At 47.1% G+C, this 18,786-nt stretch carries 16 protein-coding genes and 1 pseudogene; 11 read left to right on the top strand and 6 right to left on the bottom strand.

The annotated features are described in order from the left end of the window. Nucleotide 1 precedes the first annotated feature (1 nt). The 4 genes from ORJ00_RS02815 to ORJ00_RS02830 are packed head-to-tail and all read right to left on the bottom strand — an operon-like array spanning nucleotide 2 to nucleotide 4,509. Nucleotides 2–1,195, bottom strand: a complete 1,194-nt coding sequence (locus tag ORJ00_RS02815) for an FtsX-like permease family protein (RefSeq protein ID WP_305973214.1) — start codon at nucleotides 1,193–1,195, stop codon at nucleotides 2–4. A gap of 5 nt (nucleotides 1,196–1,200) precedes the next feature. Continuing rightward, nucleotides 1,201–2,502, bottom strand: a complete 1,302-nt coding sequence (locus ORJ00_RS02820) for an ABC transporter permease (protein ID WP_306138924.1) — start codon at nucleotides 2,500–2,502, stop codon at nucleotides 1,201–1,203. A gap of 10 nt (nucleotides 2,503–2,512) precedes the next feature. Further along, the gene (locus ORJ00_RS02825; protein ID WP_306138925.1) at nucleotides 2,513–3,211 is read right to left on the bottom strand and encodes an ABC transporter ATP-binding protein; all 699 of its coding nucleotides are present in this window, start codon (nucleotides 3,209–3,211) and stop codon (nucleotides 2,513–2,515) included. A 29-nt stretch (nucleotides 3,212–3,240) separates the two neighbouring features. Then, entirely contained in the window at nucleotides 3,241–4,509 is a 1,269-nt protein-coding gene (locus ORJ00_RS02830) for an efflux RND transporter periplasmic adaptor subunit (RefSeq protein ID WP_306138926.1), read from the bottom strand. Between the two features lie 283 nt (nucleotides 4,510–4,792). Between ORJ00_RS02830 and ORJ00_RS02835 the strand changes: the two genes are divergently transcribed. Then, nucleotides 4,793–5,332, top strand: a complete 540-nt coding sequence (locus tag ORJ00_RS02835; RefSeq protein ID WP_027671861.1) for a hypothetical protein — start codon at nucleotides 4,793–4,795, stop codon at nucleotides 5,330–5,332. Nucleotides 5,333–5,424: 92 nt separating this feature from the next. Here the strand turns inward: ORJ00_RS02835 and ORJ00_RS02840 are convergent, their stop codons facing one another. Then, nucleotides 5,425–6,390, bottom strand: a complete 966-nt coding sequence (locus tag ORJ00_RS02840; RefSeq protein ID WP_306138927.1) for an integron integrase — start codon at nucleotides 6,388–6,390, stop codon at nucleotides 5,425–5,427. 290 nt (nucleotides 6,391–6,680) lie between these two features. Here ORJ00_RS02840 and ORJ00_RS02845 point away from each other — a divergent pair, with 290 nt between their 5' ends. The 10 genes and pseudogenes from ORJ00_RS02845 to ORJ00_RS02900 all read left to right on the top strand — a co-directional run bounded on the left by ORJ00_RS02845 (nucleotide 6,681) and on the right by ORJ00_RS02900 (nucleotide 17,685). Beyond that, nucleotides 6,681–7,511, top strand: coding sequence for a hypothetical protein (locus ORJ00_RS02845; protein WP_306138928.1), 831 nt, complete (start codon nucleotides 6,681–6,683; stop codon nucleotides 7,509–7,511). A gap of 96 nt (nucleotides 7,512–7,607) precedes the next feature. Beyond that, on the top strand, nucleotides 7,608–7,952 hold the full coding sequence (locus tag ORJ00_RS02850) for a hypothetical protein (RefSeq protein ID WP_305977753.1): 345 nt from the start codon (nucleotides 7,608–7,610) through the stop codon (nucleotides 7,950–7,952). A 172-nt stretch (nucleotides 7,953–8,124) separates the two neighbouring features. Then, nucleotides 8,125–9,307: pseudogene (locus tag ORJ00_RS19050) on the top strand (transposase); the annotation flags it as partial. Between the two features lie 70 nt (nucleotides 9,308–9,377). Next, entirely contained in the window at nucleotides 9,378–10,709 is a 1,332-nt protein-coding gene (locus ORJ00_RS02870) for a bifunctional GNAT family N-acetyltransferase/carbon-nitrogen hydrolase family protein (protein ID WP_370304632.1), read from the top strand. Nucleotides 10,710–10,865: 156 nt separating this feature from the next. Next, nucleotides 10,866–13,163, top strand: coding sequence for a TonB-dependent receptor (locus ORJ00_RS02875; protein ID WP_306136514.1), 2,298 nt, complete (start codon nucleotides 10,866–10,868; stop codon nucleotides 13,161–13,163). A 58-nt stretch (nucleotides 13,164–13,221) separates the two neighbouring features. Beyond that, nucleotides 13,222–13,902, top strand: coding sequence for a Fe2+-dependent dioxygenase (locus ORJ00_RS02880; RefSeq protein WP_306136513.1), 681 nt, complete (start codon nucleotides 13,222–13,224; stop codon nucleotides 13,900–13,902). 311 nt (nucleotides 13,903–14,213) lie between these two features. After that, the gene (moeB, locus tag ORJ00_RS02885; protein ID WP_306138932.1) at nucleotides 14,214–14,903 is read left to right on the top strand and encodes a molybdopterin-synthase adenylyltransferase MoeB; all 690 of its coding nucleotides are present in this window, start codon (nucleotides 14,214–14,216) and stop codon (nucleotides 14,901–14,903) included. A gap of 179 nt (nucleotides 14,904–15,082) precedes the next feature. After that, complete coding sequence (locus ORJ00_RS02890; protein WP_306138933.1) at nucleotides 15,083–15,250, top strand: hypothetical protein; 168 nt, start codon at nucleotides 15,083–15,085, stop codon at nucleotides 15,248–15,250. A gap of 482 nt (nucleotides 15,251–15,732) precedes the next feature. Then, the gene (gene ltrA / locus ORJ00_RS02895; RefSeq protein WP_306138934.1) at nucleotides 15,733–17,022 is read left to right on the top strand and encodes a group II intron reverse transcriptase/maturase; all 1,290 of its coding nucleotides are present in this window, start codon (nucleotides 15,733–15,735) and stop codon (nucleotides 17,020–17,022) included. A 114-nt stretch (nucleotides 17,023–17,136) separates the two neighbouring features. Beyond that, complete coding sequence (locus ORJ00_RS02900) at nucleotides 17,137–17,685, top strand: hypothetical protein (protein ID WP_306138935.1); 549 nt, start codon at nucleotides 17,137–17,139, stop codon at nucleotides 17,683–17,685. Nucleotides 17,686–18,120: 435 nt separating this feature from the next. Here the strand turns inward: ORJ00_RS02900 and ORJ00_RS02905 are convergent. Then, nucleotides 18,121–18,786: transposase (locus ORJ00_RS02905; RefSeq protein WP_306138936.1), on the bottom strand; the 666-nt coding region annotated here is incomplete at its 5' end.

Here is an 18,786-nt window from a genome sequence, read left to right on the forward strand (position 1 = left end):
TTTATAAGGCTTTAGTGGCAGTGGCCGGTGATACCCGGGTAGCAATGGTCGCAGGATACCATGTTGCTACAGTGACACAAAGTAGCAACACAGTTATCGCAACTAGTGGCAAATATCCACTTAAAGCCGGTATCGATATAACTTGTGCCAGTGCATGATTCAGTAGTAGTGCTAAAAATACCCCCAATACTGATCCTAACGCCGTACATAACCAGTTCTCGGTTAACAGCTCTATAAAGATGATTTTTTTACTGGCCCCTAACGCGCGTTTAATGCCAATTTCTTGTTGCCGTTTAAGGGCGTGAAAATGCGTGCTGCTATAACTTGATACCATTGTTACCAGCAGCATTAATCCGCTTAACAGCGCCAGCAACGTGGCAAGACCATATTCGTTCCGGTACAAGCGTTGATGTTGCTCAGCCAGCGTGCGGATATTGTAGATTTCAATATTGGGTTCCACATTACGTAATGCACTATCCAGTTGTTGTCTGACGGCTGCTGTATGTTGTGGCTGGCTTCGCAATAAAATACTGTAGCCCCAATCTACGCCGTAGGGCGGAGCGACCTGCATATTGTTGTACATCACATGGCTGCCACTGCGCTGGCCATAAAAGTCACTTATAACCGCCGCAACCCGGCCGCGGCTAACCTGTTGACCGGGGGCAGAGGCAGAGCCAAACAGTTTCTGCGCCAGACTTTGGGTTAACACCACATCCGGTGTGCCTGGTGCATCGAGTGACACCGAATGTTGTGGCAGCTCACCTTGTAATACCTGGCTACCAAGGACTTTAAAAAAGTCTTTCGATACAAAGTACATTGGTACAGATGGCACATTCGTGCGCTCTTGTTGTTCAACAACGAAGATATTACCGTTGTTGCCGCCTTGCGCAATAGGAGACTGGTTAGAATACGCTGCAGCGATAACACCAGGAATGGCCTGAACGGCATCAAGCTGGCGGTTTAGTAAGTCTTCCAAGGCCGGATACACTCGTAGTGACGCTGTGGTGGGTTTAAGTTGTACTAACAAAATGTTTTCCAAATCCAGCCCGGTTGGTTGGTTGAGTTGTTGATGCGTTTGTTGGGCCAGCAGAATACTGTTTAACAACAATGCGAGTGTCATCGCTAACTGCAACAACAGCAGGCCTGTGACCACTTTACGGCTGAATAGCACTTTACAAAGCATATAAAATGACATGCTAATTATTCCTTAAGTTGCTGATTTAATGTGCCAAATGATGCGCGAAGAGAGGGATATAAGGTAACCAGATAGCTACAGACAAAGGCGATTACCAGTAAGCTGAGCAGTAACGGCAGATCCCAGTTTGAAAATAAGCTGTTGGCTGGCAATAGCTGGTTCATCAGTTTAATACCGGCAAACCCGGTAATAAGGGCGCCAATAATAGTAAATATTGCCATCAGTAGCACATCCGCCAGCATCTGCAATTGCAACTGGCTGCGGCTGGCGCCCAGTGCGCGGCGTAAACTGAACTCGTATTGATTACTTAAATAACGGTTTAACGATAAGTGACTGGCGTTAAACAAACAGACCAATAAAAATAGCAGTGTTACCAGAGCAAAGGCTTTAATGTCGCTACTTTCACCACCAAAGTAGCTAACAATATTACGCATTGCCACTAACTGATTATTGGGCGCAGAGGGGTGACGGCCGGCAGCTTTTTCATCCTGCACCAGGTTAGCCATAAATTGCCAATACCGCTGTTGTTGTGCTGGCGTATCTAATTGCACCCAGTATTGTAATTGATGCAGTGCGCCGGTGCGGCCTTGGGTACTCAGCTGGCGGTAGTCTGTATCATCAAACGTTTGTGATTGAGTGTTCGACAAATAATTCATGTCGTAGCCTGTTTCCAATGGCAGGTAGATATCGTCTGTATCGCTTAAATGATTCTGGTTATTCGCATCATATAACCGCGGTAGCATTTGCCAGGTATCCAGCACGGCCGCAACGGTAACGTTGCGATCATCCAGCAGCAGTTTTTCGCCAATAACGTTGGTGCGACCAAACAATTTCTCAGCGCTGGATTTGGTTAAAATTACCTCATGGCGGGTGCTATTGTCTGGCCAGATACTGCCATGTAATACCGGCACATCAAAGAGGCTGAAAAAGTCACGCTGGGTAATACGGATACTTACCGGTAAGGGCGCTTGTTCGGTACTTTGGCGCAAATAGCCATCGGCACTGTACATGGCTGCAGCCTGGGTAGGAATGTCTGTCTGGCTGAGCTTTTCAACATTGTTGTAACTTAATACCGAGGGCGTTTTGCAATCGGTACTGCATTCGTACGGCACCAGATTTAACATTGGAAAAAACAACTTATCGCTTTTATGCGGCAGCGGATCGCGGTTTAGCTGGTAATAAAACGTCGCATTGGCAAAAAAAACACCCAAACCCACACTTAAAATAAAGATGGTTAATGCATAGGGCAGCGGGGCTCGTTTAATGCCTTTAAAACTGACTTTAAGATAATAGATAAACTGTTCCATGTAACCTCCCTTATGCGCTGTGAACCGCAAGTGGCTCATACAAGGTGCTGTCGTGCAGCTGGCCGTCGATGATTTGGATGTTGCGCCCGGCGCGGCGTGCTTGATCCGGGTCGTGCGTTACCATCAAAATGGTGCAACCTTGCTGATTAATTTGCTCCAGCAGCTCCATAACCTGACGTGCCATTAACGAGTCCAGATTGCCGGTAGGTTCATCGGCCAGCAAGATGCGGGGTTTACCGGCAATGGCTCTGGCAATAGCAACACGCTGCTGCTGCCCCCCAGAAAGCTGGCTTGGAAGGTAGTGGCGTCTTGCATGTAAGCCGACTAATTCTAATGCGTGCTCAATACGTTGTTTGCGCTCTGCTGGCTTGAGGCCGCGATATCGTAACGGTAGCTCAATATTGTCATAGATGCTGTAGTCTTTAATTAGGTTAAAACCCTGAAATATAAAACCAATTTTTTCATTTCTGAGTTTGGATAGCGCGGAATCTGACAAACCATTTATCGATTTACCATCCAGCAGGTAGTCTCCGCTATCAAAGCTCTCTAAGGTGCCTAAAATATTTAATAATGTTGATTTGCCAGAACCTGATGGGCCGGTTAGTGCGGCAAATTCACCTTCTTCAACCTGTAAATTAACCTCGCGCAGGGCATGGGTTTCTATCAGTTCCGTGCGAAAAATTTTGCTTAAGTTAGTTAGTGTAATCATTGGTTAATCCTTGTTTTATAGCAAATTGGTTAGTTTAGGTTTACCCGCTCTACATCTTTAAAATCACTGAGGTTGGAGATCACCCATTGCTCGCCTTCAGTTGCGCCGCTAAGTATTTCAACCCACTGTACTGAAAGCGCGCCTAGTTCGATGTTTTTGCGCTGTGCCTGGTTGTCTATCACCTGATAAGCCACGCGACCGCCACCAGAGCTGACGAAGTCACCGCGGGCAATTTTCAATACATTGCTTTTATGTTCCATAATCACTCTGGCAGTAAGGCGTTGGCTTTGGCGCAGTGCGGTACTGTCTGCGTTGCTAAAGCGCACCCTGGCGGTTACCTGATTGTTGCGCACCTCTGCTGCAATGGTACTAATGCTGCCACTAAGTTGCTGATCACCAATGGTTATTTCAACTTGCTGCCCTGTCGCTAAATCCCGGGCATAAGATTCTGGCACTGCCAATTCGGCTTCGTACTGGCTTAAGTCTATGACGGTTAATAATGCCTGCCCTGGCAACACATGGCTTTGCTGTTCGCTTAGCCAGTTGCCCAGTTGTCCGGTAACGGGGGCGGTAATATTCAAGGCTGCGACTTTGCGTTCTAATTCGTTTACCACCAATTGCTGGCGATGAATGTCCTGCTGGCGAGAGCTTTGCTCAAATGTAAGTTTGTCTTTGGCCAGTTCAACCTTGCGTTTTGCATGGTCAAACTCCAGCTCGGCTTTCATTAAATTATCGCCGGCAATGTCAAAATCTAACTGGCGGATCACGCCAAGATCAATTGACTGTTTGGCGCGTTGTAGCTCTCGTCTGGCCGCAATTAAATTTACATGCGCGCTATTCATCACTTGTTCCATGTCCAGCTGTTGCTCGCGCGCAGATAATGCCGAACGCTCAGCATTTGAGTGCATTGCCGCAAGTACCGCCTGTTGTTGCTGCAAATCATTTTCAAGCGCCGGGCTGCTAATGGTAGCCAGCAAGTCACCTAGTGTTACGGCTTCACCGGGTTGCTTAAATAATTGCACTTGCCCGGTTTGCTGGCTGTAAAGGGTAGGGGCGTTAGCGGCAACGATGCGCCCTTGAACCGCAATGTCGCGCACCAGGTCACCTCGCTGCACGGTGGCAAATTGCATTTGGTTACGGGGCAGCACTAGGCTGGCTGACTCACCAATAGAGTGAAAAAATGCCATAGCCAATAAGGTTATTGTGATGACTATGCCTGCGGCAGGTAACATGCGGCGTATCCCACTTTTAGCGGGTTGTTGTAAAACGGTATCCTGCTGTTCGGTGCCTTGGATCATAATAATTCGTTATCCTGATAAACGTGTTGTGAAACGATTGCGTTATACATAGCAGCTTTAATGCCAACTTTTAACGTGTTGATATTTAAAGATATTAATGATTATTGTGTGATTATGCTGTGTCCGCGGACACTTTTTGTGTCCGGCAGTTTCACTCGGACAATGAGTGGTGTGTTAAAGGCGAGAACTAACATTGAAAGCGATACTAATAAAAACTGTGCTGTACCGGCGCAACGCCTGCTATTTTTATTGCTACCGCCAACTCTTTGCAGGGCATTAGCATATGGCACAACTACTGGACGTCATTATTGGCAGTTTTCTTGGCAGCAGTGTAGTAACTGCATTATTGGGCGTATTTTTTCTACGCCGCAATAAGACTATTGAAAAGCAAATTGAAACCCAGTTTAGTCAGGGTTTAAAAGTGTTTGAGTCTACCCGAAGCTGGAAAGAACAGGCACTTGGCGAGTTGTTTGGCCCAATGCAAATGCAGCTGGAGCGCACCAAGCGTGCTTTTGAACGCTGGGACAATAAAAACCTGCATTTAGAAGCCGAGGTTATTCAAAAGGGCAATATTGCCATTCGCGATTTATTACTGGGCAAAGGCCATTTAATCCCTGCGCAGTTAATGGCGCACGCCGTTAGCCTGATAGAGCACTACGACGCCTGGATAGAAGCGTACAACCGCATTCGCAGCGATACTAATCTAACCGCTCAAACCGATTTCGTTTTTGCCGGCCCGGCAGGTTATCCATTTCCGGTAAAAGCAGAGCAGGCGTTTAAAGACGAATTCAAAGCATTACAGCAAACATTGTATGGTGTTTAAGCCCTGTTAGTAGGTAACCAATGTTAACCCTATGCCTTAACTAACAAGGGTTGTGCTATGTTGCCTTTTACAGCAGCTGTGTACGATGCTTTTTACAGTAGCTGCGATAGCGGGCTTTTAACGCCCGAGGCTCCCCGGTTTAGTACATGAGTGTATATTTGCGTAGTGCGCACATCGGCATGGCCCAATTGCTCTTGCACGGTACGGATATCGGCGCCGGCTTCCAGCAAGTGGGTAGCGAAACTATGGCGCAGCGTATGGCAGGTAACATTTTTAGAGATTCCCGCTTTTTTCGCAGCAATTTTAATTTCGCGCCTGACACAGCTCTCATCAAGATGGTGGCGGCGCAGGAGCTTACTCTCTGGATCGACACTTAGCTGCATGGACGGAAATAAATACTGCCACCCCAGCTCTTTAGGTGCTGTGGGATATTTACGTGCTAACGCATAAGGTAACCAGACACCGGCATAATCAGGGTTAGCCAAATCGGCCTCAAAATATTGCATTACAAACTGGCTCTGTTGCTTAAGTGTTGTAACTAATTCTGGTGCCAGCGTGGTACGTCGGTTTTTATTGCCTTTACCTTGCCATACCATAACAGACAAATAGTCATAATCTATTGCATGCACCCGCAACCTAACGGCTTCCATCAGCCGCAAGCCACTGCCGTACATCAACTGAGCCAGCAGTTTATAGCGCGGATCAATAACCCTTAACAGCGCCGTTATCTCGGTGCGGGTTAATACCACTGGCAGCTTAGGCGCAAGCTGCGAGCGATTAAAATTAAGGTTTAACGACAGCGGTTTTTGCAGTACCGCTTTATACAAAAAGCTCAGGGCATTCAATGCCGACGCCTGCGTGCGCGGCGCCACATTACGCTGATTAGTTAAATAAGTTAAAAAGCGCTCGACATCCTGCTCAGTTAACTTTGCCGGATGCTGTTTTTTGTGAAACAAGATATACGCCTTTATCCAGTACACATAAGCATCAACCGTTCGTTTGGCATAACGGCGGGCATACATAAACTCAGCGATATATTGCAAAAATGGCGATGCCATAACTTTCACCCATAAATAAAGAAGGTTGTATAAATATACAGTAGTAGGTAAATTTATTGTTAGCAAGTAGATCGCAAGGTTTAACCCCGCTTTCTACAAGTAGAGATAATCACAACGTTAAAAATCTGTTGATTTAAAGGAGCTTATTAGATATTTTGCTGTCATTTATTAAAGATAGAAGGCAATATCCCGCGTTTTATAGAAGGGGCTTTGCAAACTATTAAGCTGTTAGCAGGTGTTCGGGGTTTTAACGGTTTCAGTCAGTAGTTTTATTCCGGCATTGCTCGCGTTTGGTATTTTTAGCGGCAGCGCCAAAAGTTAAAGGTCGCCAGTTTGCGGGTTTGTTGCAAACGGTGGTGGCGGTAGCGTTGTTCTTCTTGGCTTCGCTCAGTAGTTTTACAGGTTCCGGTTGGCTCGCCGTATCGCAGCTGGCCGGTGTAGTTTTAAATTTGCACAGTGGTGCACTTGTTCAGCTTCGCCAGTGCGGCAGTGCCGCGCGGGTTTTAATTCAAGCTGCTAACAAGGCGCATCACTCGCGGCCTGCGGCCGCTGGGATGCCAACCGCTACGCGGTCGTCACCCGTGTGCTTTGCGTTAGAGAGCAAATCAAACATGGCGGGTACTGCAAGCATTTTTTCCATTCTGGCGTTAATCGGCTTTATTTTAAGCTTGATAGCACACCTTGCAGGATACGCAGGGATTGATCGTCCTTTCGGCATCAACCCGTGGCCATTGCATGTTGGTATTTTCGTTGTTTGGTTCCCAGCTGTTATAGCTGCAAGGCAATTGTCCAAAGACTTTCCACAAAAAGACATGTGGAAAGCAGCTCTTCGAGGCTGCCCAAAATGGATGCAATACGCGTTCTATAGTCTCTTTGGTTATGCATTTCTTAGCTTTTTTGCGTTCTTTATTTCAGTGGGCGACGGGGAGAGTGAAGCAAGTACTGTCAGGGGCTTCTCTGGTCATTGGCTAATTTTCTATTTTGCAGCGTTCGCTATATTGCGTTCATATGTCAGCGTCTCGCAAGGCGACACCGCCCGGCGTTGTAAAAATATGCATGTAGTTGAACCCGCCCATGTCCATTGCCCTGAGTGTGGTGAACACGTTGGAAGGCAGTACTAAAGTTGCTCTCTAACAAGTCAATCAACTACGCGCCTGCGGCGCCGGACGCAGCATGGCTGCGCCGGTTATTGAGGCGTTATAGAGATAGGAACTAGTATGAAGAATGTAATATATTTAAGTGTCCTCATCCTTATAGGTTTCAAATGTTTTGCACAAGATCAAGATACCATACTTGCGTCAATACAGACTCAACTCGCAAAACATGAAGTCAAAATTTTAGAAAAATTAGAAAAGCTAAATTTGGAAAATATAAAAAGTTTGGATGGGGATTCTTTAAGTTTCGTCCCTGTAAATAATGTAGGTTTTAGTTGTGGTGTTATCATTTCCAATACTGAAATCCCAAAAATACTCTATACAGTCCAGTTTTCTAAAGATACTGAAGAGTGGATCCCAATTGAAGGTGAGTCCATTAAGAAAAGGTACTGGGGCGTATCTCTATAACAAGCCATTCAAGCAGGACTTTTAACAGTTGGTTAGGTTCCGCTTCGCTACACATTATAACCAACAATTAAAAGCCTTTTAATGGGGCGTTGAGGCTGTAGAAAAACCTCTTTTCACGCGATCGAGTTTGTGATCAAATAGCGTTGTCTGATTAAAAAATGGACAGCACCTAATGCCTAAATACATCCCTTACGATTACAACCAAAGTGCCATGGTGGTGATTAATTATCTCGACCAACTGCAGCCTGGCACTTTTGAACACGCCATCCATTACCTGATTGATAACAAGCTGGACCTGTCGATATTTCACAGCAAATACCAGAATGAAGATAACGGCCGTCCGGCGTATGACCCAGCAGTGCTTTTGAAAATCATCTTGTTTGCTTATTCCAAGGGCATCACCTCCAGCCGGGAAATTCAATGGTGCTGCGAAACCAATATCATCTTTAAAGCGCTGTCATGCGACACCGTGCCGCACTTTACGACCATAGCCGCCTTTGTCAGTAGCTCGTCGGTGCAAATTGCGCAATTGTTTGAACAGGTACTGCTGGTCTGCCATCAACAGGGATTATTAGGCAATGAGTTGTTTGCCATAGACTGGAAGGCCAGCCCCGGGCTGCAAAATGTCGTCTAACGCCGCTAAGGAGTGGTCTGGCACATTTAAGGAGTTGGCGGCGAAGCGGGATAAATTAAAGCGGCAAATTCGTTATCACCTGGAACAACATAAAAAGCTGGATGAGCAAGCCAATGCTGATGAAGTACGCAAAGCGAGGCATCAACAAAGTATCGACACGCTAAATAAAGCGCATGACAAAATCACCGTCTTTCTAAAGACCGCCAGTCCACGGATGGGCTAGGGCAAACGCAGCAAGGAAGTGAAAAGTAATATCACCGATAATGAGTCAGCCAAAATGACCACCAGCAAAGGCACCATTCAGGGCTATAACGGCGTGGCGGCGGTGGATAAAAAACATCAAATCATTGTGGATGCGCAAGCCTTTGGCGAAGGACAAGAGCATCACACCTTAGTGCCGGTGCTGGAAAAGATAAAACAGCGCTATAAAAGTATGGGGATTAGCGACAACATCTTTGCCAATAACACCATAGTCACGGCCGACACCGGCTTTGCCAATGAAGCCAACAACAGTTATCTATACCTGCAAAAAATTAATGGCTTCATCCCGGATAACCAGTTTAGAAAACGTGACCCGAAGTTTAGCGAGCAACAGAAAAAGTACGGCAAACGGCATATTCCGACAGCTAAGGGGCAGAAAGCCATTATTCCCTCCAGTGCTTTTACGTTTGACCCAATAGCAATGACCTGTATTTGCCCTGCAGGGGAGTTGTTACCCTTTAACCAAATTTCCCGATGGCCAGCTGTGTGTTTGTGTCGATGGTAAAGTAGTCGGCTGTGCGTTTTCGCTAATTATTGATTACAGTAAATTTAGCGACGAACACACTTATGATCAGATAGTCACGGGTTTTTCGTTTAAAAATCATGATCCCAACGGCGATGTGTTGTACGGAATAGAGGTGTTTATTCATCCGGATTACCGTGGCCTGCGTTTGGCAAGGCGCTTGTACGATGCCCGCAAAGAGCTATGCGAAAACCTGAATTTGCGCGCCATTATGGCTGGCGGCCGGATGCCAAACTATACCGACTACGCCGATAAACTCAGCGCCAAGCAATATATTGAAAAAGTAAAAGTGCGGGAAATCCACGACCCGGTACTCAGTTTTCAGCTGGCCAATGGTTTCCATGTGCGCAAATTACTTAAGGGTTATCTGCGTGGTGATACTCAGTCGCAGGAATATGCCACCTTGCTGGAATGGGCCAATATTTACTACACCAAGTCAGTTAAGCTGATCAATGTGCCCAAGGCTGAAGTACGGTTGGGGCTGGTGCAGTGGCAAATGCGCAATATGAAAGACATTAATCAGCTGTTTGAGCAGATGGAGTTTTTTGTTGATGCGGTATCGGATTACAAAAGTGACTTTATCCTGTTTCCTGAATTGTTTGCTGCGCCCTTAATGGAGCACTACAACCATTTAAGCGTGACCGAAAGCATTCGCCAGCTGGCAAAATATACTGAAACCATCCGTGATAAATTTATCGAATTTGCCATCGCCTACAACATCAATATTATTACCGGCAGCATGCCGTATTTAATTGACGGCAAACTGTATAACAGCGGCTTTTTATGTCGCCGTGACGGCAGTTGGGAGCAGTATGACAAGGTACACGTTTCGCCAGCAGAGAAACGCAACTGGGCGATGACTGGCGGCAGTAAGGTTGAGGTATTTGATACCGACTGCGGCAAAATCGGCATTATGATTTGCTACGATGTCGAGTTTCCGGAATATGCCCGCTTGCTATCCGATCAGGGCATGAATATTTTGTTTGTACCGTTTTTAACTGATACGCAAAATGGCTACACCCGGGTGCGGCATTGCGCCATGGCACGCGCGATAGAAAACGAGTGTTATGTTGCTATTGCTGGCGCAGTGGGTAACCTGGCGCGGGTAAATAATATGGATATTCAGTATGCGCAGTCGGCACTGTTTACCCCGTCGGATTTTGCCTTTCCGACTACCGGCATTAAAGCAGAAGCCACACCCAATTCAGAGATGCTATTAATAGTTGATGTTGACCTGGATGCGTTAAAAGAGCTGCATACCCATGGCAGTGTTAATACCATGAAAGACCGGCGTCATGATGTGTATCGCTTGTCACTGGTACAAAAGGAAATATCCTGATAGTTAGGTAAACTTATGCAGGGGCCAGTCAGGCTGGCGCTGCGGATGCCAGAAAAATAGCTGCGCAAATAAAAATTATTCTCAATTGTGTTTACACTGTTGTAATTGCGAATTATTATCATGCCACTTTTATCAGGAAGAGGCAGATAAGTTCCTATGGCTACAAAAAAAATTTCCATGCTTGGCTCACAAGCATTAATGACGGCCTTTGCATTTAACCTAATGGCTCCTGCCATTGCCGAAACAACCGAGCACTGCAATGCAAATTCCCAAGCGTGTACAGACGAAGCGATAGAGCTAATTAAGGTGCACGGCGTACGTACTTCGGTATACAGCGTTAAACAATCAGGCGACGTTCGCCGTTTAGCAGAGCTGGTCGATACACCCGCAACCATCACCGTGTTGACCAAAGATCAGATTGAAGAATCAGGCAAGAGCGATTTAAAAGACATTCTTGCCGCGCAGGCTGGCGTAACCTTAGGCACCGGTGAGAACGGTAATGCGTTTGGTGATCGCTATATTATCCGTGGCCATGAAGCGCGCTCAGATGTGTTTGTCGACGGTCTGCGTGACCCGGGTATGACCACCCGGGAAAGCTTTGCCACCGAGCAGATTGAAATAACCAAAGGGCCTAGCTCAACGTTTGCCGGGCGCGGCTCGTCGGGTGGTGCGGTTAACAGTATCACCAAAAAAGCCTCTACAGCCTATAACTTTGGCCGTATCGATGCGGCAATAGGCACCGATGAGCATCACCGTTTGGTGTTGGATTACAACACGCCGATAAGCAGCAATATCGCAACACGGGTTAACTTGCTACACACTGAAGAGCAGGCACCAAATCGTGACGGTATTGAACGAAGCCGTCGTGGCGCCTTGTTATCAGGCTTGTATGACAACGTGAACGATCTCCGTATTTTTGCCGACTATTACACATTAAAGGCAGAAGATACGCCTGACTTAGGCAGTTATTTTGACCTCGATACCCGAAAACCGGTATCGGATATCCCGGTTTATGCCCAAAACGAAGATTTTTTAAACTCAGACGTTAGCGCCTATACATTACGTACCGAATATGACATCAGCGATAGTTTAAGGTTTTATAACGCTACTCGTTATGGTGAAACGCAAAATGGCTATTTATCTACCGGCGCCCGCGGCACAGTGCGCCATGCCAGCGATGCCGATGCACCAGGGGCTAATACCATAACGCTCAGTACCCATCAGGGCTGGCAGGATGTGGAATACTTTGCCAGCCAATTCAATCTGTTCTGGGATGTAGAGGCTGCCGATGTTGCGCATCAACTGTTGTTTGGTGTTGAGTTTACCGATGAGAAAGTAAACAACGGGGTATATAACATTACTGCAAACGGCGCGACAAACTGCACACTCAGCGGCCGCGGTGGTGTAAGTCAAGGGTATTGTTTACTTGATCCAAATGGCCAGGTGTACCCGCAAGCGGGCAGCATTATTGGCAGAACCTACAGTAAAGGCGGCTCTGATGCGTTGTTTAACGCGCAAACTATCGCATTTTATGTAATGGACACAGCCAAAATTAACGAACACTGGCAGTTATTTGCCGGCGCGCGTATCGACAATATTGATTACAGTAATGATGTGGTCAGCGGCAATAACAACTTACTGTATGCTTACACAGACCACTTTTACAATGGACACGTGGGCGTAGTGTACAGCCTGACAGACGACGCTAATGTGTATCTGAGTTACGCTACTGCAACCAATATTAACGGCGGTGAGTCTGATCTTGGCGCAAACTGCGGTTACGGCGGCTTATGTGGTGACCCGGAGCAAGCGGCGCTGGCCGACCCGGAAACTGTAGAAAACATTGAGTTTGGTACCAAATGGTCATTACTCGACGAGAAACTGTTTTTCGCCGCAGCGGTATTCCAAACCACCAAGTCTGACGTGATGGAAAGTGTCGGCGATGCTTACTCTACGCTTGGAACCTTAAATACCGGTGAAAACCGAATTAGGGGTGTTGAACTGGCGATCAACGGAAACCTGACAGATAAACTGAGTATTCAGGCCAGTGCATCCTTGATGGAGTCTGAGGTTACTCAGTCGGTTAACCCGCAAAATCTGGGGTTAGAGTTAAGTAACTTTGCGGATAAAAGTTTTTATGTCCAGCTGCGTTACCAGTTAACGGAAGACTTTGCTTTTGGTGGCGATTATACCTACAAAGGCGAAATGTACGGTGGTCAACCCGATTCCGCCGCGGCCTTTGATGCGCAAAATGGTTACTACAGCATCGTGGTGCCAAGTTATGCTACTGCAAACTTATTTGCCAACTACAACCTGTCAAAAGCGGCCACTTTACGTTTAAATATAGAAAACGTGACAGACAAAGAGTATTGGACAGCGGCATACCGTTCAGGCAGTTTTATGTACCTGGGTGATGCCCGCGCGGTGCGTGCTACTTTGACTTACGAGTTTTAATCTCACTAACGCCCGGTATCTGTAAGACGCCGGGCGTAGTATTTGCAGGAATGCCACTTTGATTTTTATAAAGCAGCTTTTAAGTTCGGATGAGGTGGGTGTGTTTCGCCAGCAGCTTCAACAAGCGCGCTGGCAGGATGGTAGAAGTACCGCTATGGGGATGGCTGCCTCAGTAAAACGTAATGGCCAGGCCGACCCAACCGATCCGCAGGTGCAACAGCTTGCCAACACCTTACTGGCGAAATATGGCCACAATACGCAGATTATTTCAGCAGCACTGCCACACCGTATTTTTCCGCCTTGCTTTAACCGTTACAGACAGCAACAAACCTATGGCTTGCATGTTGACGCTGCCATTATGCGCTTGCCGGGCAGCAGCGAAGTGATGCGCTCAGATATGTCAATGACAACCTTCTTATCTTCGCCAGATGAATATGACGGGGGAGAACTGGTTATTAAAACCGAATTTGGTTATCAGCATGTCAAACTCGAAGCCGGAGATGCTGTTTTATACAGCTCAGGGTCACTGCATAAGGTAAACCCGGTTACTGCGGGTACGCGGCTGGCTGCGATAACCTGGATCCAAAGCATGATTGCAGATAACCAGATGCGTGAAACGCTATACCAGCTAGACCAAAGCATTCAGTCTTTAATGCAAAATGAAGCCATTTCACGCGATGAATTAGACCGGTTACATCACGTGTACCACAACCTGATCCGCCAGCACGCCAGGGTTTAGTGCCGGTGTATCACCAAAACAGACGTTTTTTTAACAGTAGACGGTCGCAAAAACATCTTAATTGGCACGGGCGTAGTACTTGTTTATCCATCGCGGGTCATTGATTTACTTCTCCGTGGAGCAGCAGGTTATGCCAGCGCACGCTAAGCGAAATTTAAAGACGAGTAACGACACAGACTAAATTGAACACGCTCCAAACGGGGCTTTTTTTATGCCTTTTTGCCAGTAAAATGCGGGTTAATTTGCTGAAATTAATCAACTTACTTAAACTGGTGCATCAATTAAGGCAAGAATAAGTTGGTAAGATACTGATGACGCAACAACTCAGCCAGATGCAAGCCATGCGCTATAGCCGCCAGCTAATGTTGCCCGCCATGGATTTTCGTGGTCAGGAAGCGCTGCTGGCAAGCAAAGTGCTGCTGATTGGCATGGGAGGATTAGGCTGCGCGGTCGCGCCTTATCTGGTCGCCAGTGGCGTGGGCAGCATTACGCTGGTAGATGATGACACTATAGAGCGCAGCAACTTACAGCGGCAAATACTGTATCGCGAAGCGGATATTGGCCTGAGCAAAGCCGGGCAAGCGGCAGCAAGCTTGAGACAGCTGAACTCTGAAATAGACATTCAGGCACTGGCGCAACGTTTAAACGCCGCGGAATTAGCTGCCCTGGTGCCACACTATTCGTTGGTGCTCGATTGCACTGATAATTTAGTCACCCGCAATGCGATTAACACCGCTTGCGTTAACGCCAAAGTGCCATTGATATCTGGTGCAGCAATCCGTTTTGAAGGTCAGGTAGCCAGCTTTAGCATGCAGGGCAACGACGCTTGCTATCATTGCTTAAGTCAGCTATTCGGCGAGCAGCAACTAACCTGTATGGAAGCTGGCATTTTAAGCCCTGTGGTTGGTATTGTCGGCACTATGCAGGCGCTGGAGGCCTTAAAATTCTTGCTGGTGTCGGCACGCCGCTGTATGGCAAATTACAGCTGTTTGACGGCTTAACCAGCCAGTGGCGCCAGTTTCGCCTGAATAAAGATGGCCGTTGCAGTGTCTGTGCTGGTCAGAGAAAATAACGCGGTTAAATAGCCGCTAACAAACTAAAAAGGGTTGAGATGAAGCTTCGATAACTGCAAAAAACTGCCGCCATAGCCATTAATATGGCTTGCTTGCTGGGCATCTACATGGCGCTGCAGCCAACGCCAGCGTTGGCTAACACCGTGTATTTGGTGCGCCATGCAGAGAAACACACCGAAGGTAAAGATCCGGCGCTGACTGCTTGCGGTCAGGCGCGCACCGATTGGCGGGCGTTAGTGCGTCAAGCAAAGCTTGATGCATCTTGCAGGGTGTAAGTCCCTGTCGGGTAAGGTGTAACTGACCACCCGTATCGAGTGTTGCGCCTATGGCGGAGCCAGTATTTTTTTACTGACGAACAAGATAGGTGAAGCGTACACAGAGAATTAGTTAGGCCACAGGGGATACGTGTCCCTGAAGGTTGGTATCGCTTCGATAAGCACAATCTGACTGACGAGGTTTGTAACGCCACCGAAGTCCATGCAAAGCAGCCGTTAAAGTGAGGCTGTGACGAGTCAGCGGAGTTATCAAGCCGTGGCATGATTAAAGAGATGTATCAGGAACTTGAGAGAGCCAGAAGTGTTCCATAAGGAAGTGGTAGAGACGCTAAGCCACAAGCAAGGCCAACGATGACCTTCTGGCAGTCAGACCCGCCCATAGTAGTCTGAGACGGTAACGCCGTTCACATGGCGAAGGGGTTGGCAGTTATATCCTGCGTTTAGCAGACACATAGGCCGGACAGTGTAGGGCTGGAATTGCTATGACAACCGAACTAAACGCAATCACATTTAAAGCACAGCACAACCCCAGGCACAGGTTTCAGAATTTATACGGATTGCTAAGTGAAGACTGCCTGTATCAAAGCTGGGGGCAACTCAATAAACAAGCCGCAGCGGGTGTGGATGGCATTACGATGCCGGAGTACCAACAGCAGCTTGTAAGCCACATTAGCCGGTTAAGCGATGCACTAAAGCATAAACGCTACCGTGCCAATGACATAAAGCGAGTGTTTATCCCCAAGGCGAATGGCAAACAACGCCCACTGGGCTTGCCAACGGTAGACGACAAGCTGGTGCAGCAAAGTGTGAGCCAGATATTACAACATATCTGGGAAGCGGACTTCTTGCCCAACAGTTATGGCTACCGGCCAAATAAAAGCGCCCATCAGGCGGTAGAAAGCACGGTGCTTAATCTCCAGTACCGAGGGTATGGCTATATTGTTGAAGCCGATATCAAAGGCTTCTTCAACAACTTAGACCACGACTGGCTGATACGAATGCTCAAGCAACGTATTGATGATAACGCCATTCTGAATGTGATTAGCCAGTGGCTGAAAGCCCGGATAAAATCACCGGAAGGGCAGTTCGAACGCCCGCAAAGTGGCACGCCGCAAGGTGGCATCATCAGCCCCGTATTGGCGAATATCTACCTGCATTACGCATTGGATTTATGGTTTGAAAAGCAAGTAAAACCGAGGATGCGTGGCAGGGCGATGTTAATTCGTTATGCTGATGACTTTGTGTGTGCGTTTCAATACGCCAATGATGCTGAGCGCTTTTACAAGGTACTGCCAAAACGGCTGAAGAAATTCAACTTAGAGGTGGCAGAGGATAAAACCTCACTGCTGCGCTTTAGTCGGTTTCATCCCAGCCGTAAACGGCAATTTGTGTTTCTGGGTTTTGCCTTTTACTGGGCAAAAGATGCACAGGGCAGGCCTCGCTCAAGACGACGTACCGCAGCGGAAAAGCTACGGTCGAGCCTAAACGAGTTCTACCAGTACATCAAAGCCAAGCGTTCAATAAAACTGAACCTGTGGCTACCGCAACTCAAACGCAAATTGCTGGGATATCGAAATTACTTTGGGCTACCAAACAACAGCCGAAGCTTAGACAGACTATACAGCTATGTACTACAGAGCTTATTCAAGTGGCTCAATAGGCGAAGCGGCAGGCGAAGTTATAATTGGAGTAATTTCAAACAGATGCTAATGTATTTTGGTATTGAGAAACCACGGGTGGGTAAGCGAATTATCCATGTTGACTGGTATTAAGGGCGTGTTTTACACGAGTGAATATATAACTGAAGAGCCGGATGCGGTAATTCCGCACGTCCGGATCTGTGTGGGGGCGGCTCAGTAATGGGTCGTTCTACCACGATTGTTCTTATGAAACTTAGAATCTCTTTTTCTGTAATTGTTTTGATGCTTCTTTGCGCTGTACTTAATGCATGCGCAAATATAAATGACGAATTTAACTCGTCGTATGAATTGACGATCTCCGCGATTGATGGCGCGACTCCTTCAAACAAGAAGTATAAGGGTGGGTATACTTTTATTTACCCTAAGCCTAAAACTGGTGGTGCTGCGCTAATTGACAAATACTATGGGCTTGGGATCCCTGGCTATGACTCTTTCCATCTTTACATAGAGGGAGATGAGACCGAGTTATTTTTGAATGCTTATGTCTATGAACAGGAGGTACTAGTCAAAAAAGTTAATCTCTTGGATAACATCGCATTTGAACAGAAAATAGACCTGAATATTCGGCATTCTGAAAATGGAATTTTCACAATAGAAATAAACGGCAAGACCCCTGTGGATATTCCAACAAAAGTTTATTCGCGTGATGGCGAATGGAGCGGTAACTCCGGAAGAGGAGCTTTTACCATAAAGAAGAACATAACACATATGAGCCTTCTCGGAGTCAATAGGTAAAACCGCTCTTCTGGCCGCGTTAGCGGCTAGTTTGTTGTTCCATCAGCAAGATACTCTGCTTCATCTGTCATCATGGTTGCCAGGCGATAGCCTGCAACAAACACATATCGGGGCTCTCTTATCTCATGCTCAATGAGTGCCTGCTGATTTCAGCATCCTTGCTGACAGCAGGGGCACCAGACATTCATCGGTTAACCTGTTGCTGGCACTATTCAATGCGTCGGGCTTAAAGCCAGTTAGTTTCAGGCTCAGCACAGGTGCAAACCATCTTGCTGATGGGTGTGCGCGGCGACAAGGTGTCTAATCAAAGCAACCTGGTTACGGCAGTGTGCCAGAAGGCGGGTGATTCAGCTTATTGCTAAGGGTTACCCAACCATCATTTGAGCATCAGCCATGGTGTTCCAGTTAGACGTTCAGCTCACCTTGTCCCGCGACTTAACCGGCTAAGAAACGTTTCTCATCGAACACCTTCTGATTTTTCAGCATGTAGTACACGCAACGGCCAATTTTATGTGCCAGTGCTGAGAGCGCTTTGGCTTTGCTCATGCGCTTTTGTAGCTTGAGTAAGTAAGATTTGGCTTTGTCGTTACCGCGCAAGTAAAGCACGGCAATCTCACCGAAGGCCCACTTTAGATGGGCATTGCCAATTTTATTACCCTGAGTGCCATAGCTTTTTCCGGCAGACTCAGCTTTACACTTAATAAGCCGACTGTAGGATGCAAAATCCTGCACACTGTTAAAGCGACTGATGCTGCCTACTTCGTAAAGTATGGTCAGTGCCAGGATGCGACCAATGCCAGGGAAGCTGGTAAGGATATGGTAATCACTACCGTTGTGGTGCTTGGCATGCTTTTCGATAAAGCATTCAATAGAACTGAGTTCATGGTTGTAAAAAGCAATGATGTTTAAATCCAAATCGATATTGCGCTGCACGAACTGATCATCAAAGCGATTGCGCATAGCTTCACGCGCGTTGGGGTAGCGTAAGTTCAGGTCATTGGGTGGTAAGTTATATTGGCTGGTGGTGTTTTTGACGTGAGCTTTTAAATCAGCGCCATGGCGGACAATACGGGTGCGGCGGCGCAGTAAGTCACGGGCAGA

Origin of the sequence: Rheinheimera baltica (assembly GCF_030731985.1) — a bacterium.
Classification (GTDB): domain Bacteria; phylum Pseudomonadota; class Gammaproteobacteria; order Enterobacterales; family Alteromonadaceae; genus Alishewanella; species Alishewanella baltica.